The sequence below is a fragment of the Flavobacterium sp. A45 genome (assembly GCF_002001005.1).
Taxonomy (GTDB): domain Bacteria; phylum Bacteroidota; class Bacteroidia; order Flavobacteriales; family Flavobacteriaceae; genus Flavobacterium.
The window spans coordinates 1-22100 of the sequence record NZ_MUNX01000058.1; the positions used below are offsets into that span (position 1 = coordinate 1).

24 protein-coding genes and 1 riboswitch are annotated in these 22100 nt (G+C 35.2%); of the genes, 12 read left to right on the plus strand and 12 right to left on the minus strand.

Going from position 1 to position 22100, the window contains the following annotated elements; translation table 11 throughout:
* The first annotated feature begins 237 nt into the window (after positions 1-237).
* The 5 genes from B0E44_RS04095 (at position 238) to B0E44_RS04115 (ending at position 4817) form a co-directional block, all read left to right on the plus strand.
* Complete coding sequence (locus tag B0E44_RS04095) at positions 238-573, plus strand: hypothetical protein (RefSeq protein ID WP_077370931.1); 336 nt, start codon at positions 238-240, stop codon at positions 571-573.
* 172 nt (positions 574-745) lie between these two features.
* Positions 746-1204 carry a (2Fe-2S)-binding protein gene (locus B0E44_RS04100; RefSeq protein ID WP_077370932.1) on the plus strand — a complete coding sequence of 153 codons (459 nt, stop codon included), beginning with the start codon at positions 746-748 and terminating at the stop codon, positions 1202-1204.
* A 2-nt stretch (positions 1205-1206) separates the two neighbouring features.
* A complete protein-coding gene (locus B0E44_RS04105) occupies positions 1207-3390 on the plus strand; it encodes a xanthine dehydrogenase family protein molybdopterin-binding subunit (RefSeq protein ID WP_077370933.1) in 2184 nt (727 codons plus the stop codon).
* Positions 3391-3430: 40 nt separating this feature from the next.
* Positions 3431-4192 (plus strand): xanthine dehydrogenase accessory protein XdhC, encoded by a 762-nt coding sequence (xdhC, locus tag B0E44_RS04110; RefSeq protein ID WP_077370934.1) that lies wholly within the window; start codon positions 3431-3433, stop codon positions 4190-4192.
* On the plus strand, positions 4182-4817 hold the full coding sequence (locus tag B0E44_RS04115) for an NTP transferase domain-containing protein (protein WP_077370935.1): 636 nt from the start codon (positions 4182-4184) through the stop codon (positions 4815-4817). Before xdhC ends, B0E44_RS04115 begins: the two co-directional genes overlap by 11 nt.
* A 57-nt stretch (positions 4818-4874) precedes the next feature.
* On the opposite strand, the gene B0E44_RS04120 is transcribed toward B0E44_RS04115, so the two are convergent.
* From B0E44_RS04120 to B0E44_RS04135, 4 genes are all read right to left on the minus strand, one after another.
* Entirely contained in the window at positions 4875-5414 is a 540-nt protein-coding gene (locus tag B0E44_RS04120) for a DUF4252 domain-containing protein (RefSeq protein ID WP_077370936.1), read from the minus strand.
* A gap of 1 nt (position 5415) precedes the next feature.
* Positions 5416-5943: a DUF4252 domain-containing protein gene (locus B0E44_RS04125; protein ID WP_077370937.1), complete on the minus strand. Its 528-nt coding sequence runs from the start codon at positions 5941-5943 to the stop codon at positions 5416-5418.
* A gap of 81 nt (positions 5944-6024) precedes the next feature.
* On the minus strand, positions 6025-6474 hold the full coding sequence (locus B0E44_RS04130) for a hypothetical protein (RefSeq protein ID WP_077370938.1): 450 nt from the start codon (positions 6472-6474) through the stop codon (positions 6025-6027).
* Positions 6461-6970, minus strand: a complete 510-nt coding sequence (locus B0E44_RS04135; protein WP_077370939.1) for an RNA polymerase sigma factor — start codon at positions 6968-6970, stop codon at positions 6461-6463. The genes B0E44_RS04130 and B0E44_RS04135 overlap by 14 nt, the downstream gene beginning before the upstream one ends.
* Positions 6971-7095: 125 nt before the next feature.
* Between B0E44_RS04135 and B0E44_RS04140 the strand changes: the two genes are divergently transcribed.
* Positions 7096-8544 (plus strand): S41 family peptidase, encoded by a 1449-nt coding sequence (locus B0E44_RS04140; protein ID WP_077370940.1) that lies wholly within the window; start codon positions 7096-7098, stop codon positions 8542-8544.
* 69 nt (positions 8545-8613) lie between these two features.
* Entirely contained in the window at positions 8614-9234 is a 621-nt protein-coding gene (locus B0E44_RS04145) for an N-acetylmuramoyl-L-alanine amidase (protein WP_124019274.1), read from the plus strand.
* A 171-nt stretch (positions 9235-9405) separates the two neighbouring features.
* Here the strand turns inward: B0E44_RS04145 and B0E44_RS04150 are convergent, their stop codons facing one another.
* The 7 genes from B0E44_RS04150 to B0E44_RS18990 all read right to left on the minus strand — a co-directional run bounded on the left by B0E44_RS04150 (position 9406) and on the right by B0E44_RS18990 (position 16743).
* Positions 9406-10503: a YncE family protein gene (locus B0E44_RS04150; RefSeq protein WP_077370942.1), complete on the minus strand. Its 1098-nt coding sequence runs from the start codon at positions 10501-10503 to the stop codon at positions 9406-9408.
* Between the two features lie 4 nt (positions 10504-10507).
* Positions 10508-12355 (minus strand): TonB-dependent siderophore receptor, encoded by a 1848-nt coding sequence (locus B0E44_RS04155; RefSeq protein ID WP_077370983.1) that lies wholly within the window; start codon positions 12353-12355, stop codon positions 10508-10510.
* A 30-nt stretch (positions 12356-12385) separates the two neighbouring features.
* Positions 12386-12583, minus strand: a riboswitch (cobalamin riboswitch).
* 92 nt (positions 12584-12675) lie between these two features.
* Entirely contained in the window at positions 12676-13212 is a 537-nt protein-coding gene (gene cobC / locus B0E44_RS04160) for an alpha-ribazole phosphatase (protein WP_077370943.1), read from the minus strand.
* Positions 13197-14003: an adenosylcobinamide-GDP ribazoletransferase gene (locus tag B0E44_RS04165; protein WP_077370984.1), complete on the minus strand. Its 807-nt coding sequence runs from the start codon at positions 14001-14003 to the stop codon at positions 13197-13199. The genes cobC and B0E44_RS04165 overlap by 16 nt, the downstream gene beginning before the upstream one ends.
* A gap of 13 nt (positions 14004-14016) precedes the next feature.
* A complete protein-coding gene (cobT, locus tag B0E44_RS04170; protein WP_077370944.1) occupies positions 14017-15696 on the minus strand; it encodes a nicotinate-nucleotide--dimethylbenzimidazole phosphoribosyltransferase in 1680 nt (559 codons plus the stop codon).
* Positions 15697-15765: 69 nt separating this feature from the next.
* A complete protein-coding gene (cobU, locus tag B0E44_RS04175) occupies positions 15766-16296 on the minus strand; it encodes a bifunctional adenosylcobinamide kinase/adenosylcobinamide-phosphate guanylyltransferase (RefSeq protein WP_077370945.1) in 531 nt (176 codons plus the stop codon).
* 255 nt (positions 16297-16551) lie between these two features.
* Complete coding sequence (locus B0E44_RS18990) at positions 16552-16743, minus strand: DUF5522 domain-containing protein (RefSeq protein WP_254423242.1); 192 nt, start codon at positions 16741-16743, stop codon at positions 16552-16554.
* Between B0E44_RS18990 and B0E44_RS18995 the strand changes: the two genes are divergently transcribed.
* The 5 genes from B0E44_RS18995 to B0E44_RS04205 all read left to right on the plus strand — a co-directional run bounded on the left by B0E44_RS18995 (position 16664) and on the right by B0E44_RS04205 (position 20427).
* Positions 16664-16921 carry a hypothetical protein gene (locus B0E44_RS18995; protein ID WP_254423243.1) on the plus strand — a complete coding sequence of 86 codons (258 nt, stop codon included), beginning with the start codon at positions 16664-16666 and terminating at the stop codon, positions 16919-16921. The two genes, B0E44_RS18990 and B0E44_RS18995, sit on opposite strands and share 80 nt — an antisense overlap.
* Before the next feature lie 90 nt (positions 16922-17011).
* On the plus strand, positions 17012-18154 hold the full coding sequence (locus tag B0E44_RS04190; protein WP_077370948.1) for an ABC transporter substrate-binding protein: 1143 nt from the start codon (positions 17012-17014) through the stop codon (positions 18152-18154).
* A gap of 7 nt (positions 18155-18161) precedes the next feature.
* Positions 18162-19190, plus strand: coding sequence for an iron ABC transporter permease (locus B0E44_RS04195; RefSeq protein WP_077370949.1), 1029 nt, complete (start codon positions 18162-18164; stop codon positions 19188-19190).
* Positions 19191-19256: 66 nt separating this feature from the next.
* Positions 19257-19601 (plus strand): 5-carboxymethyl-2-hydroxymuconate Delta-isomerase, encoded by a 345-nt coding sequence (locus B0E44_RS04200; protein ID WP_077370950.1) that lies wholly within the window; start codon positions 19257-19259, stop codon positions 19599-19601.
* A 49-nt stretch (positions 19602-19650) separates the two neighbouring features.
* Positions 19651-20427 (plus strand): ABC transporter ATP-binding protein, encoded by a 777-nt coding sequence (locus B0E44_RS04205; protein ID WP_077370951.1) that lies wholly within the window; start codon positions 19651-19653, stop codon positions 20425-20427.
* 63 nt (positions 20428-20490) lie between these two features.
* Here the strand turns inward: B0E44_RS04205 and B0E44_RS04210 are convergent, their stop codons facing one another.
* Positions 20491-22098, minus strand: coding sequence for a class I SAM-dependent methyltransferase (locus B0E44_RS04210; protein ID WP_077370952.1), 1608 nt, complete (start codon positions 22096-22098; stop codon positions 20491-20493).
* Positions 22099-22100: the final 2 nt, after the last annotated feature.

Consider the following 22100-nt stretch of genomic DNA (forward strand, 5'->3'; position numbering starts at 1 on the left):
ATTCTGTACCATGAAGGTCACAAAAATGTAAAAAGAGCATTAAAAAAGTAAGCTAACTTAACTTTTTTAATGCTCTTTTTGCATTTCTAAACAGGGCTCTATAAAAAACACAGACTAACACAGTTGTTAATTTTTAATTATTTTTTTTATTCGAATACAATATTCAGTAAATAAAAACGTTAATTTACTCAAATTAAACACATTAGTAATCCATTTCTACCAAAACAAATTTTGTCCATGAAAAAAACTGCAAAATCATCAAAATATAATTTACCCCTATTTTTAAGCTTTGCCTTTATACTTTTAGCCACAATAACTGCTAATTCGCAAACCGTTCGATATGATAGTGTAAGTAAACAAAAATATGTACTCGTAGATGTACAAAAAACCTATGAACGAATTGCCGACAAGGGCTATGAATCTGTTGAAATCTACGAGTCTCTTGGAAATTATTATTTTGAAAATAAAAATTACCAAAAATCAAAACTATACTTCGACAAGCTATTTGGCAAATACAGCCTTTCTCAAATTTCTCCAAAAAGCAAAGAAAGATATCAATTAATGAGGAAATAACTTTCCAAAAAGATCTATTAAACCTAAACACAAACAGTGGCTATATTCAAACTCTATAGCCGCTATTTTTTTATACATTAAATCCAAACCCATATCTTCTTAGAAAAAATTAAATGTAAATTTTAAAAAAAGTCATAACTTTCAACTTCCTAATTTCAAAATTGAAATCCAAATGACGACACTACTCATAAACAAGAAGAAATACACTATCGATGTTGATCCAGAAATGCCTTTACTTTGGGCTATTAGAGACAGTATTGGACTTACGGGAACAAAATTTGGATGTGGAATAGGTGCTTGTGGCTCTTGCAAAGTACTTGTTGACAATGTTGCCACTTATTCGTGCTTAACTCCTGTTTCAACTGTTGTCGGCAAAAACATTACAACTATTGAAGGTACCACAGAAAATTTACAATTATTACAAAAATCTTGGGAAGAATTCAACGTACCTCAATGTGGTTATTGCCAACCAGGGCAATTAATAACGGCAACTTCCTTACTCAATTCTAACAAGAACCCCTCGGATACTGATATTGACGATGCCATGAGTGGTAATATTTGCCGTTGCGGTACGTACCAACGTATCAAAAATGCCATTAAACATACCGTAGAACTAAAAAAACAACGCTAATCATGAGTATAATTCAAAACATAAGCCGCAGAGTTTTTATCAAGAATATGGGATTAGCGTCTGGTGGATTAATCTTAGCCTCTAATTACACATTATTCGCTAAAGATATTGAATCGGGAAATCTAGCAGAATTCAATCCGAATCTGTTTGTACAATTAAATCCGGACGGAAGTCTCATTATAATCGCTTCCCGTTCCGAAATGGGTAATGGAGTAAGAACCTCCCTGACTTCTGTTGTTGCAGATGAAATGGAAGCCGACTGGAATAAAGTATCCATTAAACAGGCCACAGGAGATGCCAAATACGGAGACCAAAACACCGATGGTTCTAGAAGTGTAACTGATTTTTATGAAACCATGAGAACAATGGGTGCGATGGCTCGAATGATGCTGATTACCGCTGCCGCAAAAACATGGCAAGTTCCCGAAAGTGAATGCAAAGCCCAAAACCATTTTATCATTCATTCCAGCGGAAAAAAATTAGGTTATGGTGAATTAGTTGATTTAGTAAAAACATTGCCAGTTCCAACAACCATTAGTTATAAAGACCCTAAAGATTTCAAATATATTGGTAAGACCCTAAAAAGCATCGACGTTAAAGATTTTGCAAACGGAAGTGCTGTATTTGGAATTGACAAACGTTTACCCAATATGAAGATCGTTGCGATAGCGAGATGTCCAGTTACTTTTGGAACTGTCAAGTCTTTTGACAAAACAGCGGCTATGAAAATTCTCGGTGTCGAAAATGTAATCGAAATTCCTAGAATCGAAAAACCTTTCGGGCCGCTTGGTGGTGTCGCTGTGATTGCCACAAACACTTGGGCCGCCTTTAAAGGAAGAGAAGCGTTGGAAATACAATGGAATTATGGAAAAAATGAAGGTTATGATTCCGAGAAATATATGGTCGAATTAACCGAAAGAGTTCATAAATCAGGTAAAGTTGAAAAAGAAATTGGTGATATAAACAAAGCTTTTAGCGAAGCTGCTAAAGTTGTCGAAAGTACTTTTCAATTACCTCACTTGGCTCATGCCCCAATGGAAGTTCCAAATGCAGTAGCTTGGGTTCAAGGAGATACTTGCGAAGTTTGGGCACCTACACAATCCCCACAATCTGCCAGAGATGAAGTTTCAGCTTATTTGGGAACAGCCTTGGACAAAACAACTATAAATGTCACATTTTTAGGTGGTGGTTTTGGACGAAAATCAAAACCCGATTATATTGTTGAAGCAGTTATGGTTTCAAAGGCTATCAATGCGCCCGTACAAGTAGTTTGGTCACGGGAAGATGATATAAAACATGGTTATTACCATACCGTAAGCTCACAATATATGAAAGCTTCGCTGGATGCACAAGGCAATGTTACCGGTTGGTTGCATCGTTCCGCATTTCCTTCGATTATGTCCACCTTCAAACCAGGTACCGATTATCCTGCCGGATGGGAAGCTTCCAGTGCTGCCGATGTTCCTTTTGCTATAAAAAATTTCAAAGCAGAATCAGGACAAGCCCCAGCAATGGTTCGAATTGGATGGATGCGATCAGTTATCAATATTCTGCATGGTTTTTCGATCAATGTTTTTGCCGATGAATTAGCGTATGCTGCCAAGCAAGATCCATTAGAATTCAGACTAAAATTAATTGGTGACGACCGTATAGAAGACACCAAAGACCCAATAAAATACAATACAGCCCGTCTCAAAAATGTTTTGAAAATGGCTGCTAAAAATGCCAATTGGGGAAAACCTTTACCAAAAGGCCATGCTCACGGAATAGCAGTTCATTATAGCTTTTATTCCTATGTAGCTTCTGTGGTTGAAGTTTCAATGGTTGATAACAAAGTAAAAGTACACAATGTCCATTCTGTCATTGATTGCGGAACGGCTGTTAATAGAGACACTATTAAATCCCAAATGGAAGGCGCTGCTATTTTCGGAATGTCAATAGCCTATTACGGAAAAATCACGGCTAAGGACGGAGCAATCGAACAAAATAGCTATAGTGATTATCGAATGATTCGTATGAATGAAATCCCAAAGGTTCACGTAGAAATTGTGGAAAGCTCAGAAAAACCTACAGGAGTTGGGGAACCTGGCGTACCAGTGATTGCCCCTGCCATAATCAATGCTATCTTCAAACTAACAGGAAAACGACATTACAACTTGCCTTTGAGCGATTACGACCTTGTATAACTGATTGACAAATTAAAACACCAAACGAATATCTATTTTAATGAACAATTGGATTGAATTATTACAAGATTTTAAAAACAAAAAAAAAACTGTAGCACTCGTTACTGTTACCAAAATTCTTGGTTCTGCTCCCTGCAAAGTAGCGTCAAAGATGATTGTTACACCACAAAAAAAAATATACGGAACGATTGGTGGCGGAAAATTAGAATTTCAGGTAATCGATGAAGCGGTTCGTGCCATTCAAGAAAATAAAATTTTAGAATGTAGTTATACTTTGGGTCCCGAATTTGAACAATGTTGTGGCGGAAAAGTTGAATTAATTATTGAACCTATGAATCAATACCCAGAATTATACCTTTTTGGAGCTGGACATATAGGCGTTGCCATCTGCGAGGTATTAAAAGACACACCTTTTTCCGTTACACTTCTTGACACTAGGGAAAATTGGAGAGAAACTATCGAAATTGATCAAACGGTTACTTACAATGCCTCTCCTTTTGACCTTTATAAACAAACAATAAATTGGGGACCGAATTGTTACGTTGTTATCTTGACCCACGACCACAAACTAGATTTTGAGATCACCGCTTTGGCATTACATGAACAAACCAAATACATTGGATTGATTGGAAGCAAAACCAAGAAAAACAAATTCAACAACTTATTGATAAACGAATTGGATTTCAAACCAGGAATCAAGTCCGTTCATTGTCCGATTGGATTGGATTTGGGCGGCAATTCCCCAAAAGAAATAGCCATAAGCGTCGCTTCCGAATTACTGAAAGTCTATTATGGAAAATAATACCATATTTGTATTGTTGGCCGGTGGAAAATCCGAAAGAATGGGTGTTGCAAAAGGCTTGCTCGAATACCAAAACACCTATTGGATTTTGGAACAATTAAATCGAATATCAAATTCAACAACAACCGAAGTTTATATTGGATTGGGTTATCATCACGAAGAATATTCAAACAAAATCCCTTGGTTTAAAGAAGCTCAATTGCATTTTGTGCTTTATAAAAATTTAAAAGTGAAAGTTGTCGTAAACCAAAATCCACAATTTGGTTCTTTCTCAACACTTCAAACCGTTTTGAGACAAATTCCACAAACCAAATCGGTATTGATCAATCCAATTGACATTCCGATATTAAACACAACCGAATTGCAAAACATTATCAGAACACAAAACCAAATTGTACTTCCAAATTTTGAAAGCAAAAATGGACATCCAATAAAATTGCATTCTGAATTTTGGCAAACCTTACTTTTACTTAATCCAACCGATGAGAACAGTAGATTGGATTTGGAAATCAAAAAAATCATTCCTTCCAAAATAACAACAATAACAGTAACCGATTCGTGCATAATAAAAAACTTAAATACTCCAAATGACTGGATTGAGTTTTCAAATTCCAAACAGAAATAAACATAAAAAAAGCGTCTCAAAACTATCGAAACGCTTTTTTTAAAATTAAATTTAAACCTATTTCTTGATTAATTCCTGCAATGGTTTCAATTGCTCCAAATCAATTTTAGACTCTTTCAAAACCGAAATCATATTCATAATATGCGTTGGATTCATGTCTTTTCCCAAAACCCTGACAACGGCAAAACCAGCATCGTTTTTATTGGCAAAAAAAACAAATTCATTGATATTATCATCTGTTCCAACATAGCTAACAGAAGCACCTTGTTTACCTGAACCAAACTTCATCAACTGCTGATATTTTGGGTCTTTTAAAATTAAATTCACTTTAGCTCTTTCTGTCTCGAACTGTGCTTTGTTTTTATCATTCAATTTGAAAGCCAAAACATTAACTTTATCAAAAGAATGCAATGCTTCACTTTGAGCTACTGTCAATTTGGTTTTATCAACATTCAAAATGTTTGATGAAATATCCAAGGCGATAAAATCTTTGTTTTCGGTATTTTCAACAAAATACTTTTGCAAAGTAGGCTCTGAATTACAGCTCCCAAAAAGCAAACTACTTAGCAACGCGATTATGAATAATGCTACTTTCATGTTACTTTTTGCCTTTAGTTGCTTTTTTCAAATCATCACCACCAGGAATTTTCATTTTGTCTGTCAAGACCGAAATCTCACTCAAATCAAAGTCACCTGTCAATGACATCAAAACAGTATCTTCATCTTTTCCTCCTTCAACAAACATCAACAACTCTTTAATTTGACTGTCTTTGGCTCCAGATTTAACCATGATTTTAATGTTTCTTCCTTTGTCATTTACACGCATCAATTCTTCCAAACCTGCAGTTTTAATATATTTATCTGCGCTAGCTTTCATTTCGCCTTCTACCCTCGTGCTTTGAGTAGTAAACACTTTCAAATTATCCAATTTCTTTATAAGGTTCATGTATTGCTGCGCCTCTTTATCCGAGGTGTCCACTTTTACTTTACTCATCAACTCAAACATCTTTTTATTGACAACAATCGATGTTACATCGTCTTGGCCGTCAAACTTATCGAATGCTCCTTGAGCAAAAAACGGACTTGATACTAATACTAATACTAATGTGATTATTAACTTCTTCATTTTATTTTGATTTAATGATTATTTTTAAAATTCAATTCAACTATTGGGCTTGAATGCTCTAGAATCACTCTCGCTTTATTTTTATTCAACAAATACTTTATCTTTCGTTATTTCATATACCTGAAGATATTGCACCCCTTCAACACCAACATTCACATTATCGGACAACATGGCCAATGCTTTCTGTGTCGCTTCAAGAGCTTCCTCAGGATCATCATACGTTCCTAATTCTCGATTTTCGTCTACAGTATTAACTTCAAAATAAGAGTAAGTCCCAATGCTGAGCATCACAATGATTGAGGCTGCTATTGACAACCACGCTACTTTTCGTTTTTTAGAAACTAGAGGTAGATTATTTGTAAACTTTTGCTCTTTCGCTTCAGTAAAATATCCAAATAGTGGTCGGTATTGTTCTAAATGTGGTGCTACATTTGAAGAAGAAAAATAATCTTTCAACTCATTTTCTTCAGCAATACTTGTTTCTCCTTCAAAGTATTTTTCTAAAAGTGATTCCATTTTATTGAACTCCATAACTGTGTGTTTTTAACATGTATTCTCTAATTGTTTTTCTTGCTCTTGAAAGTGCCACTCTCACGGCAGTTTCATTCATCTCTACTATTTTTGCGATTTCCGAAAATTCGCATTGTTCTATATCCCGCAACTGAATAATCAATCGTTGCTGTTCCGGCAATTGGTCTATAATTTTTTCGACCCAATTTAAACTGTCATTATCCTCAACTTTTTTATCCAAGCTGGGTTCTCTGTCTGTATAATTATTATGTACAATTTTAAGATTTCCCGCTCTTTTCGATTTTAACTGATCCAAACAATAATTTTTGGTCATTGTCATGGCCATTGCTTCGACACTATTATACGAATCTAAATTTCCATTTTTACTCCATAATTTTACCAAAATTTCCTGCGTAGCATCTTCAGCTTCCTCTGTGCTCACGAGTAATCGCTTGGCCAATCGAAAGAGTTTATCTTTGAATGGATTGATTAAAAGCACAAATTCATTTTGGTTCATAAAACGGCTAATTAATATCGGTTATACAATCAAGACGATTCACAATTATATTTGTTACAAAAAAAAAAATAATTTAAACTAAAGTTAGTATTTTTGCGTTCTATACCTACAAATAAATTCTTAACATGAAGGAATCTTTCAAAATTACACTTTTATTATTCATAGCCCTTTTTACTTTTCAGAGTTGCGAAGACATGGACGATGTTGCAGCTCCCGAGTACTTAGAGGTCAATGATTTTGTATGGAAAGGCCTCAATTTGTATTATTTATGGCAAGCCGATGTTCCTAATTTAGCCGATGAAAAATTTGCCAATCAAAGCGATTTAAATTCATTTTTAAAAGAATATCCACAACCGGAAGATTTATTTGAAGCATTAAGAGTAGATAAATCGATTGATAAATTCAGTTGGATTGTAAGTGATTATCGAGATCTTGAAGGAATGCTGCAAGGAACTACAAAAAATGACGGTATGGATTTTGGTCTTTACCTTAAATCTTCAAATTCAAATGACATATTTGGATATGTGCGTTATATCATATCCGATTCTGATGCTTCAACTAAAGAGATCAAACGCGGGGACATTTTTTATGGTGTAAATGGAACGCAACTTACAGTGAGTAATTACCAAACTTTATTATTAAATTCTGAAACCTACACACTGAATTTGGCCGATTATAATAATGGTCAAATTACGCCTAACGGGAAATCAGTAACTTTAACAAAAACTGAACTTTCTGAAAACCCCATTTTAATAAACAAGGTAATTGAAACTGGTGGTCATAAAATAGGATATCTTATGTACAATGGGTTTTATCCAAACTATGACTCCCAATTGAATGATGCTTTTGGTTCATTAAAATCACAAGGAATTACGGATTTAGTTCTGGATTTAAGATACAATTCTGGAGGTTCTGTTCAATCAGCAACACGTTTGGCCAGTATGATAACCGGTCAGTTTACCGATAAAGTATTTTCTAAACAAAGATGGAATGACAAAATCAATGCTTATTTCGAATCCGAAGACCCTAGCGCATTGAATAATTTATTCACAAGCACTATTGACGGTTCTGCAGTAAACAGTTTAAACCTTACCAAAGTATACATCCTAACGACAAAAAGCACCGCCTCAGCAAGTGAATTGGTCATCAATGGCTTGAAACCTTATATCGATGTGGTTCACATTGGTGATATAACTACCGGAAAAAATGTGGGATCAATCACCATTTATGATTCACCTACTTTTGGAAAAGAAAACAGAAACCCGCTTCACCGTTATGCGATGCAGCCTATCGTTTTGAAAATTGTAAATGCAGATGATTTTGGTGATTACTTTAATGGTTTAACACCAACCTATTCCTTAAAAGAAAACATAACCAGTTTAGGAATATTGGGCAACAGTTCTGAGCCTTTGTTGAGTACAGCTATTGGAAAAATTACTGGAACTGCCAAAATGGTTAAAAAAACCAACGGGAAAATATATCCATATTTTGAGGACTCAAAATCAATTAATGGACTACAAAACCAAATGTATGTTGACAAAGCTCCGGCTGGATTGTTAAGGTCTTTAGAATAAAATGATTATTACACAATAATACTACAAAATTAAGCGTTGTTGTCTGATAACCATTTAATAAAAAAAGAAATGAAAAAGACATCACTATTATTTTTAGGCATAACCGCAATAGTTTCTTTTGCCTTTATTAATCCGAGTGTAACTGAACCAAAAACATTTACAATTGTTATTGATGCAGGTCACGGCGGGTCAGATTTTGGAGCAACTTTCAATGGAACTTCTGAGAAAGTAATTGTTTCTCAAATTGCCGAAAAAATAAAGTCTTTGAATGAAAATAAAAATATTACTATTTTACTAACACGTAATTCCGATGAGTTTATAACATTAGAAAAAAGAACAGAATTTATCAATTCTATTAAACCCGATTTGGTATTATCACTTCATATAAATGCAAATTCAAATAATGAAAAATCAGGACTTGAATCTTATGTAAGTGATAAATCTCCTTTTTACGAAAAGTCAAATGCAATTGCCAATCAATTAAATGCATCACTTGCAAATAATAATTCTCTGAAAGTTTCTAAAACAAAACTAGCCCCTTTTCATATTCTAAAAAAATCAGAAGCTCCAACAGTACTTGTTGAATTAGGTTATTTGACAAATGCTAAAGACAGAAAATACCTTACAGACGAAAAAGAACAAGCTGCTATTGCAAAGAACATCAATTCTTTTTTGTCGGATTTAAAATAATAACAAACAACCTCAATCAAAAAAGGCTTTCATCTCTGAAAGCCTTCTTTTTTTTCAAAAAACAATTACCTAATACGTTAATTAAGCCAATAGAAATACCACTAACTATTAAACCTACAACCGTATTATAATAAAAACTATTAGACCATAAATTGACTAAGAGTATATAAATTAATCATTAAAATAGAAACCCGCTGGAATGACCCCAACTGAGAATGTTTTTTCCAAACTACCAATTGATGGTGAGCTTAATGCATAAACATATACTTTTCCATTGTGCGAGTAATCTCCAGCGTCACCAACATAAATATGATTTCCATGAATTGCAAAACTGTACACACCGTAAACTCCTTGAGCCGTAGTGCTAAATGCTGAAGTTGTAGGCAATGTCGTTGCAGTGGCACTCATTTTATAAATATCAGCATTGATGGTATAATAAACATCGTTCCCGTTCAATACCAAATTCGATAAATGCTTAGTTGCATCCGAATAGGCAATTGTGCTTGCCACTTTATTGGTTGTTAAATTCACTTTCACGATTTGACCTGCAGTTTCTACCAAAGGAGCTGATACATAACTAGGATTTCCAGCACATGACACCCACAAAGTTCCATCTTTTATTTCCATATTTTCCGGCACATCTCCAACAGTTATTGTTGTAGAAACAGCATTTGAAGTTGCATCAATAACCGAAATTTTATTTCCATAGCTATATCCACCTTTATGAGCCACGTACAATTTACCAGAATTCGCTATAATCCTCTCAGGCCCTTCTAAAACTGGAATTGAGCTTGATACTTTTTTTGCTGTTAAATCAATTACGGCCACATAATCATCGGTAGCCACACTTCCATCACCCCAATTGGTCACATATCCTTTTCCATTTGCAAAAGCGATATATCTTGGATTCTTCAATCCTGAATTGATGCTTCCAACACTCTTTAAAGTATAGCGATTCACGATTTCAATTTTATTACTGGCATTCAAAACGATATAAGCCAATTCATTGTTGAAACCTACATCTTGACCTGTGTCACCCAATGTTATTGAAGGATTTACTACCGAAAAAACATCGTTTTGGGCAATTGAAAAATCAGAGGAAACATACGAAACCGAAGCATCATTATGACCAAATCCGCCTTGATTCAAAATCAAGAATCCATTATCATAACTTCCCAATGGAGTATCGTCATTCGTATCGTCATTGGTACACGAAACAAAAAACAAAGAGGAAATTAACATTATTAAAACTAGTTTACTGAAATTCATTTTATTAAAATTTAAAAGTTAGGTTGATTATAAAATTTCTTCCTGGCATATAATGCTGGGAAATGCTCTGGTAATTTTGATTAAAAAGATTTAATGCCTGAAGGCCTATTTTACAAGTATATTTAGTTCCCAAATCATAATAGACACCCAGATTGGATACCCAATATTCTTTGACAAAACGGTATTTTTGAGAAGGAGTCGTAACAGCGCCATTGAATAAAAACTGATAGGTTGCCGCTATTTTTTTATACGAATAGGAAACATTCGAATTGAATTTATGATACGGAACATAGATTAATTGTTCTCCAGTTTCTACGTTTTCGGAAACAGTGTAAGCGTAACTAGCATTTAGTGCCAAATTATTTTTGCCATATGTATTGGTCCAACCCAAATTCGTTTCGGAGCCATAGCTATTTACCCTGTCAATATTTTCGGGTGTCCAATTACTTCCATCCAAAGGAGCCCAACGAATCAAGTCACTTATTTTTATGAAATAAATTGTTTCGGACAAAGTGATTTTTTTATATTTAAAAACATTTCCAACCTCTGCTTGGTAAGAACTCTCCGGTTTCAAATCGGGATTCCCGCCTGTTTCCCAATACAAATCATTAAACGTCGGAATCCTGAAGTTTCTGGAAAGATTGATTTTTAAATTATAGAAGGAATTGAAAACATAAGAAGAACCCAATGAGAATAAGAATGGACTATCATAATCCGAACTCTCTTCTTTTCGGAAACCTAATTCATTTTGCCATTTTTCATTGTGTTGTTCAACCGCTTTGATTGCTATGGCTCCAATATGTCTTGTATTATCCCCAAAACTAGTTCCAAAACCCTTAGTACGATTGTAATCTAAAATCCCATTAAGCTTTATAGATTCTAATAATTGGTAACCAAAATCCATTTTAGCTATAAGCGATTCTGATTTCCCAAAACTAAAATCATTGCTGTCGATATTCTCAAAATATTGATATTGTTCTGTGAGATACGCCACTTTATAATTACTGCTGAAACGATCTTTGGCTACTGAATACTCCAAAAGATTTCGACTAAAAGTATTGACGTATTTCGTTTTTGAATCTGATTCAGAAATTAAAGAAAGATTCCTGTCCGTATTTGAGGACTGACTGTAAAAAGTAACGACAGAATTAGGATTTACTTTGTAACCTACATTGGCATACAAATTAGTCGTTGCATATTGCCCGTTTTCATTTTTTCGTTGAATTCCGTTCCAAGTATATTGGTTCACGTAGGGATAATCATTATCCGAACTGTTTCTTGAAAACCCGACTTGAGTACTCCATTTTTTGTTCGAAAGAATCATTTTATAATTTACTCCAATGGTATTGAAGCTACCATAATCCAGTCGAAAATCATTTTCGAATTTGTTTTTAAAAACCAAATCATTGCTTAAATGAACTGTTCCACCAATGGCTCCACTTCCATAACTCACACTTCCTCCACCCGCTTTTATGCTGATGGTATTAAAATCGGGAGCGGTGAAAGTATTGAAATCGGCACTGCCGTTGAGTTGTGAATTAACATTTATTCCGTTCCAAATTACAGCTGTTTGCGAAGCTGTAGTCCCCCTAAAAGAAACGGTTGAAAGCATTCCACGTCCGTATTCCTTGAAATACAGCACACTGTTATAATTCAATAAATTGGAAAGTGAAGATTGGTTTTTATTGATAACCGAATCATTAAGAATCTGGATGGATTGTGATTTATTACTTGAATACAAAGTACGGTCTGAAACTATAACCTCTTTTAAATTGGTAATAGTATCATTTTGTGCCGAAATCAATTGGCACATTAAAACGAAAAGGGCAAATATTAGTTTTTTTAAAGTCATAATTTCTGAACCTTTTTTCCCGAAAGTTCGATATTCGTTAAGAAAAAAGGCAGGTCTCCTGGCTTGCGTCTTGTTGTTCACCTTCCCATTCTTTTAAAAACAGTGGCTTTGTAGATAACAACAAGCTTGATAGCTTACAGTTGCGGGAACAGCTTAGGTTTTGAACCTAATTCCCTTTTAATGTGTTTTCGTAAAAAGTAAAACACAACCTTAATTCGGATGCAAATATAAAGTTAAAATTATTGAAAAGTAAAGTTAATGGAGCATTTTAATTTTATGACGATGCAACGAATTGTTTTTCAGTAATTTAAAACATAATTCTAGATTTCAATTTTCACAACAGCTCCAAAATCCAACTTCGTTTTAAAAGCTTCCTGTAGTGGAAGATTATTTATTTTACACAAAATACTTCGGATAACTCCCGCGTGAGCGACAATGATAATCGGCTTAGTGTGTAATTTTGATAAATCATTATCCAAAAATTCTCGAACCCTAGTATCCAAATCCACGAACGATTCTCCGTTAGGCACATTTTCGGTGACAAAATCTTCCATCCAAGGATCTAAAACTTCACGAGGGATGGTATCCCAACTTTTTAGTTCCCAATCCCCAAAATCCATTTCCATCAATCTTGAATCCTCAATAATGGATTCGATTTTAGTATTTTTTTGAATATGTTTAGCCAAAATGGAACAGCGTTGCAACGGACTGGAATACAAAATTGCTTCTTCCGGCAATTGGTTTAAAATGGACTCAAAAATGGCATCATATGGTTCACGAATTCCAACATCGCTCTGACCATAGCAAATTCCTTTTTCGCAAACCGTTTCGGTATGACGGACTAAATAAACTTCCATATTGCTATAATTGACAGATAAAAAATTACTTCACATACTTGCTGCGTGGCCCCCAAACAATCTCCGGTATAGCCGTCAATCCATTTTTGGAAATAACGGGCAAGAAAGAAACGGGCAAGAAAAACTGGAACTAAAGCCAACAATAATTGCCATTGAAAAAACGACAAAACTACAAAGGGCAATAATCCAAAAAATGAAGCACCAATAACTTCTTTCCAAGTAAAATTTTGGGCAATTGGTTTGCTTTTGCTCGATGTGTCTTCTCTTGAATATTGGTGTGTAAAAACTATAGAAATAGCAACTAATCTACTAACCGAATGAGCCGAAATAAAGAGTAAAAAAATGGTGAATTGTAAATTGTAAATTGTAAATTCAGAATATTGAATGTTACTTATCAATTGAATCAAACTCTGAAACTTTAGTAGAAAAAGCAAAACCAATCCAATAGCTCCATAAGCTCCAATGGCACTGTCTTTCATTATCAAAAGGATTTTCTCTTTGGTCCATCCGCCTCCAAAACCATCACAAACATCGGCGAATCCGTCTTCGTGAAAAGCTCCCGTAGTTAGAATTCCTGCAATCATCGACAGTATCAAAGCGATTTCGACTGAAAACACAATCGATGCCAAATAATAAACTCCAAAGCAAATTCCCCCAACTATCCATCCAATTAAAGGGAAGTATCGGGATGCTTTGTTTAAATAATCAGGATTGTGGTCGATGTTTTTAGGACACGGAATTCGGGTATAAAACATCAATGCCGTGAAAAATATATGTAATTGTTTTTTCATATTTAAAATTGATTTACGAACCGCTAATTCCTGCAGATTCAAAACTGGCCATTTCATTCAGGAAACAAACAGCCGATTGAATAATTGGAAATGCCACAGCACAACCTGTTCCCTCACCCAATCGCAAATCAAGCTGCAACAATGGTTGAATGTTTAAATAATCCAATATTATTTGATGCCCTTTCTCTGCAGATGAATGACAGAATATCGCGTTTTCTTTTACTGATGGATTCATTTTGTAGGCAATTAAAAAAACAACAGTGCAAATAAAACCATCGACCAAAATGAGCATATTGTTTTGTTTGGCTTGAAGCATTCCTCCTGCCATTTGCATAATTTCGAATCCTCCAAAATAGGCTAACTTACTTTCCAAATCATTTGAACCATTATAATTCTCAAGAGCTTTTTTTAGAATATTTTGCTTTTGAATTAACTTTTCATCAACAACACCTGTTCCATTTCCGACACAATCTTCGATAGGTAATTCTATAATAATACTCATCAAAACCGAAGCTGTGGAAGTATTCCCAATTCCCATTTCGCCAAAACCGATGCAGTTACAGCCCGTTTCAAAAATCGAATTCACGATTGCTGCCCCTTTTACAAAACACAAATCCAATTCTGATTGGCTCATTGCTGGACAGTGTAAAAACGATTGTGTTCCCTTCGCTATTTTGGCGGAAATCAAATTTGCATTTGTTGGAAAATCATAATTTACTCCGGCATCCACAATGGTTAACTCGATATTATTTTGTTTGCAAAAAACATTGATTGCTGCTCCGCCTTCCAAAAAATTAGTTACCATTTGTCGGGTAACATCTTGCGGATAGGCACTTACGCCGTGATTACCAATTCCGTGGTCAGCGGCAAAAACAACTATATTGGGTTTTGTAATTTTGGGTTCCAATGTTTGGAAAACGGTTCCAATTTGCTTTGCCAAACTTTCTAAAACTCCAAGAGAACCAGTTGGTTTGGTTTTATTATCTATTTTTTGTTGTAGTGCCTCGCCTATTGTGGAATCATTGAAGTGAGATTGCTTCGTTTCCAGCAAAGACTTTGAGACCGAGACAGGGGCTGAAACTAAAATCTCTTCAACACAAGGTTTTTTAGCTTTTTGTTTCCAGTTCAATTGTTGTAACATCGGCTGGTTGTTGTAATTGGTAGCTGGTTTGCCTACGCAAAAATATCCCAAAGGCTCTATGTTTTCGGGTAATCCCAAAAGCTGTTTGAATTGATAATAATTCAGAATCGAAACCCAACCCATCGAATAACCTTGTTCGGTCAATGACAGCCAAATGTTTTGGGCGGCGCAAACGGCACTGAATTTTACCGCTTCATTGCTGCCAACTGTTCCAATCGTGAAATGATTCAACACCGAACGGTCGTAACAAATCACCAATCCAAGTGGTGCTTCCTCAATCGCTTCTAGCTTTAAGGCTTTATATTGTGCTTTTTGAAGTTTGTCGTCGGTTAAGTTTGATGCCTTAATATCATAATCCAAAAACAATTCTTTTATGGCTTTTTTGATTTCAGCTGATTTGATCAGATAATATTTTGTAGCGCCGGTCAAACCAACTGAAGGCGCGTGATGTCCTGCCTGAAGTGCTTTTTGGATTACTTCATCGGGCACTTCGTCTTGTGTAAAATGACGAGTGTCGCGACGTGATTTTATAATATCATCTAAATTTGACATATTATTATTTTATAAAATTTTTCAATGACAATGGCAATATCAATGACAATGTCTAAAAATTGATTTTTGCTATTGCAATTGATATTGACCTTGTTTTTTAATTACAACCGGAATTCCTGAAACCATCAATACAACAGTTTCGGCTTTTTGGGCGATGTATTGATTCATCCAACCTTGAAGCTCTGTGAATTTTCTGCCAATATGCGTTTCGGCATGGATTCCCATTCCGATTTCATTGGTTACAATTATAATATTTGTATTTTCTTGTTCTGCAATTAGATCTACTTCGGCTTTGGCTTGTTCCAAACTTAAGGCAACATCATTTTTCGTGTCCACAAAAAAGTTAGTTAGCCAAAGCGTTACGCAATCCACAACGGCCACTTTTCCGGTGAAATCAATTTCGCTTAAATGCTTTTCCTTTTCTATGTTAACCCAACGTTCATCTCGGTCTTTTTGATGACGGTCAACTCTTTTTTGAAAATCATCGTCCCATTTTCTGGCTGTTGCCACATACATTGGCTTTTCGGATAAACCTTTTGCCAAATTTTCAGCATAACTGCTTTTTCCGGAACGTTCTCCGCCTGTAATTAGATATATCATTTTTGTTTTCCTTTCTTTAAAACTTTCTCCGTATTCTCAATATGTTTTATAAAATCGTTTCTGAATCTGAATTTTATTGTTACTTCTTTTCCTTTTTTGGAATGATGGCAAAAAAGGAAAATCTCTCCCTTTAGCCCCGATAGCAGTGGAAATCCTTGTAAGCCGGGGTTCGGCTTACAAGATTGTAACGGAGAGCGGGACGATGCTTCCAAAAAATGCCAAATCTTTCTGCTTCTAAAGCAATCTATTTTTCAATCAATACGGACAATGCGTACAATCGCTTTTGCAACAATATCCCCGTTTGAGATGAAACCAAGGTTTAAAAACATAGCACCCATCTTCAAAATAATAATCAATTCCTTCTATTATGTTTGTGGTTTCGGGTAATAGCGAGGCTTTATTACCTATTGCATTTTCGGGAGTTATAGTGGCGACAAATTCGTCTATTTTATCGGAACAAGCGGTTTTAAAACAAGTGAGGCAAAGACAATCTGCAATATCAAGAGGATTGAAAATGGGAGGAAAATCATTGCACCAACATTCCTTTCCTTTGACTGAATCTCCACAGCTAAAAGGCAATTTACAAGCCGAACAATGTTTCACTTTTAATGTATTCATTTGGTAAAGATAGCGTTTGTCTTAATTTTTTACTTCAAAAACTAAACAGGAAATTTATAATTTAATATACCTTTGCTCTTATTGTAAAAAATATAATATGAAATTTTCGTTCTACAAAGTTATTTTATTCGTCATTCTTTTTTCATTTATTGGATGTAAAAAAAATGAAAAAAATGACACTCAAACTGATGTCAACACTCCAAATAGCATTCAGTATGCCAAAAGTTTAGCCATTCACAAACACGAAGGTTATACAGTGGTAACGGTTTCAAATCCTTGGCCGGATGCGGTTAAAGATTTCACTTATATTCTAAAAGAAAAAAACGGAATTGTTCCGGACAGCTTAAAAAAATACACTGAAATTTCCGTTCCATTACAATCTATTGTAGTGACTTCGACCACAAATATTCCGTTTCTTGAAATGCTCGGTGTCGAAAAATCGCTTGTTGGTTTCCCTCATACAGATTATATCTCATCCGAAAAAACAAGAGCCTTAATTGATGCTGGTTCAGTTAAAAATGTTGGACAAAACGAGAAACTCAATATTGAACAACTGATAGAATTGTCACCGGAACTCATCGTAACTTTTGGCATTGACAATAACAATCCCTCTATTGAAAATTTACAAAAGAGCGGTTTAAAAGTACTCATTCAAGCCGATTGGATGGAGCAATCTCCACTTGGAAAAGCTGAATGGTTAAAACTTTACGGAGCATTATTCGGAAAAGAAAAAGAGGCCGATATTTTGTTCGAAAATATTGTAAAAGAATACAACAACGCTCTAGCTTTGGTTGCTGATAAAAAACCGACTTCGACTGTTTTATACGGTTCGATGTATCAAGACCAATGGTTTGTGGCCAAAGGAAACAGTTGGGTTGCGCAATTTATGAAAGATGCCAAAGCCGATTATCTTTGGAAAGACCTCGAAGGTACCGGAAGTCTTGGGTTGTCTTTTGAAAATATATTGGACAAAGCAAAAACTGCTAATTTTTGGATTGCAACTGGTTCGTTCAAATCATTGTCTGAACTGGAAAAAGCCAATCCTCATTACAGTCAGTTTGATGCTTTTACAAATAAAACGATTTATACTTTTGAAGGAAAATTGGGAGCTACCGGAGGTACTATTTTTTATGAATTGTCACCATCAAGACCTGATTTAGTACTGAAAGATTACATCAAAATTTTTCATCCTGAATTGCTTCCTGATTATACTTTTACTTTTGCTACTAAACTGAATTAGACACAAATTGAACAATCAAAAACGAAATACAATCTTATTCTCATTCCTATTTTTAGGGCTTATTGTGCTGTTTTTTGTAAACATTAGTTTTGGGTCGATTACAATCCCTTTCAAAGAAGTTTACAACAGTTTGACAGGAGGATATTCGAGTAAATCGACTTGGGAATATATCATCATCAACTACCGTTTGCCCAAAGCGATTACGGCAGTTTTGGTCGGAATGGGATTATCTATTAGCGGATTATTAATGCAGACTTTATTTCGGAATCCGCTTGCTGGACCTTATGTTTTGGGGCTTAGTTCGGGGGCTAGTTTGGGAGTTGCTTTTGTAATATTAGGAGCCAGCGTATTACCTTCATTTTTGAGTGATCTTTTATTGTCTCCCTACGGAATCGTTTTGGCATCAACACTAGGAAGCACGAGCGTTTTATTATTGGTTTTATTGGTTTCGCAACGTTTGCGTGACACCATGGCAATTTTGATAGTTGGACTTATGTTTGGTAGTTTTACCAGTGCAGTTGTGGGCGTTTTAACTTATTTCAGTTCCGCAGAGCAACTACAAAAATTCACTTTTTGGTCGATGGGTAATCTGGGCAATTTGTCCTGGCCATCTATTCTCATTTTAACGATTTGTGTCTTATTGGGATTATTCCTCAGTTTGCTTAGTATAAAGCCATTGAACGCACTATTATTGGGTGAAAATTATGCCAAAAGTATGGGGTTGAATTTCAACAAAGCTCGGCTTATAATCATATTAGCTACGAGTATTTTGGCGGGTAGCATAACGGCTTATGCGGGTCCGATCGCTTTTATAGGATTGGCAGTTCCTCATATCGCCAAATTAGTATTTCAAACCAGTAATCATACTGTTTTATTCTGGAGCACTTTGCTTTTTGGCGCAGCTATAATGTTGGTTTGTGATGTGGTTTCCCAAATGCCAGGAATGGAAATTACCTTGCCTATCAACGCCATTACTTCGATACTGGGAGCGCCGGTGGTTATTTGGCTCTTGGTTCGAAAGAGGAGTTTTAAGTAGACTTATAATTGAACACTCGGTTATCGTTTACATATTTCAATTTTAAAACATTTAAATAAAAATATTATGCCACATTTTGTAATTGATTGTTCCGAAAACATACTGAATCTAAAATCGCCCGAAAAAATTATGCAAGCCGTTTATGATACTGCAGAATCAACAGGTCTTTTTGACCCAGCAGATATTAAAGTTCGCATCAATCCTTTTCGATATTACAACACAGGAAATACTAAGGATGATTTTATTCATATTTTTGCGAACATAATGGAAGGCCGTACAACTGCTCAAAAAAGCAATCTCTCGAACAAAATAGTTAGTCAGTTGAAGCTAATGTTTCCTGAGATTCCGATTTTATCCATAAACATCAGGGATTTTGAAAAAGCTACCTATTGCAATAAATCTATGGTGTAAATTTTCGTTTTTCAGTAAAATAATTATCTAAAATTTAGAGCATTTCAAAATGAGCAATATCCTAACCACAGAAAATTTAAGCATTGGATACTCTTCCAAAAAGGAGACCGTGACCATTGCAGAAAACCTCAACCTGAACTTACAGGCTGGAAAACTGATTGCTTTGATTGGAGCAAATGGTATTGGGAAATCTACTTTGTTACGCACTATTACTGGAATCCAAAAACCTTTGCATGGAACTGTTTTCTTGAACGATAAGAAAATAACCAGCTACGAACCTTTGGCACTTGCCCAAAATTTAAGTATGGTTTTGACCGAGAAACTACCACCCAGTAATTTAACCGTTTTTGAATTGGTTGCCTTGGGACGTCAGCCGTACACCAATTGGATTGGCACATTATCAGATACCGATGTTCAAATCGTACAAGACGCAATCGAGCTAACGCAAATTGGCCATTTGTCACAAAAAAAACATTACGAAATAAGCGACGGTCAGTTACAAAAGGTTTTGATTGCAAGAGCTTTGGCACAAGATACTCCCTTGATTATCCTTGATGAACCCACTACACATTTGGACTTATTGCACAAAGTTTCGTTGTTGAAACTCTTGAAAAAACTAACACACGAAACAGGAAAGTGTATTCTATTTTCGACTCACGACATTGATATGGCCATACAATTAAGCGACGAGATGATTATCATGACACCCGAAACTGTCGTACAAGACGAACCTTGTAACTTAATTAGCAAAGGAAGTTTTAATACTTTATTCAAAGACGAACATATCGTTTTTGACAGCGAAAAAGGCAAATTTGTTATTACTTAGAATTATGAGTTTTGGGTTTACTGCACAAGACTGAAATCTGTAAACTGAAATCCGCAAACTTTTTTAAATTCCTTTCAATAAATTAATACTCACTGTCGCAATTTCTGAATCTGGGAATTTTTTAAAATAACTAGGATCAGGAAACAATCCTGCTTCGGCGGCGTTTTTATGCAGAACATCAATCTCCACAATATATTGATCCGAAAAACCGTGTGTAGCATCATAAGCCGTGGCTGCTGTTTTGCCTAAATTTTCAGCTGTCAAATGAGGCGAAATAGTATGCAATTCGATGATTAACAATCCAAATTCATGAACATAAGGTGACCATTTCTGGAAGTGTTCCAATAAATTACCTTCTACTAAATTGTTGTTTATTCGAACACCTCTGTGTGCAAATGCTCCGGTTGAACTGCTTATCCTTCCTTCAGTGATTTGTTTTGGCATTTCCCAAATCCTGTTGTGATCCAGAAAGGTTCTCACATTCAGCAAATCTTTTAAATCGATATTATAATTTTCCCATAAATCTTCAGCAAGCAAATCTGGACGACCAATATCTCCCCAAATCACTTTGGCCCAAATATCAGCTTTGATTAAATTGGCTCGTGTTACTTTTAGCGCTGCTTGATTGTAATCGGCACCCACCAAAAATAAAGGATGGGTATTTAGCATTCTTCCCCTCAAAGTCTGTCGGTCAATCACATTAAAAATATGTTCCAGAAAAGCACCATTTCCGCAGCCCATATCCAAAATTCCTTTGGGTTGCTCTTCAATAGGCAAATTGAATAATTTGATGATAATTTCGTCAACAACTTTAAAATAGGTGTCGTGGGCGCCACCACTTCCCCATACGTTCATTTCTCGATCGACATGGATTTCATCATCCCCATCTCCAACAATTCTTAAAACAGAAGGATCTCCAAAAATTAATTCATTCATTTTACTAAAAGTTGGCAAATATGAGACCGTCACACCATAAGCAGAAGCTCTTTTGGCAAAAAACAATCCAGTTTCAGTAAACTGATAATTGCCTTTTTTTTGCGTAAACCATTCCAAATAAACCAAAAAATCAAGGATGATTTTGAAGTTTTCGGGGGATTTATGAAACTCTTCTGGACGAAAAGATATTTCCATAAAATATTTATGAAACATACCACTCATGCCCAGACGAACTACAGTTGGACCAACCAAAAAACCTTCAATATGCTTTAAAATTTGATGTTGAATGGTATTGGTTAAAGAATCCGAAGAGAACGAAATTCCATAATTGTCTTTATACTTTTCGAAAATAGATTTTAAGCGTTCAAAGGGAGCCTCTTCAAATAATCTGGGATGAAAATCCATTGAATAATGCAATAAATCAACAGCATCTTCGTACAATGGAAACAGGGAAAAAGCTGTTTCGCTTTTTTCATTAATGCCAATGGTAATTAGGTCAGTACTCGTAGCAATATGATAATTGAGGAAACCTTGAGAAGCCAAAACACGCAAACCCACATTGAGGTAGCCTTCATTGGCATTAAATTTTTCGGTGAGTTCAGAAAGGCTTACTTCCTTTTTATCTAAAATATAAGCTAACACACCTTTTTTATATAAACAAAAAGCTACCGGAGCTGTCACTAAACCATCGAGATGTCTAAAAATAGTACTTCGTAAGGAAACGTTATCTATCATAA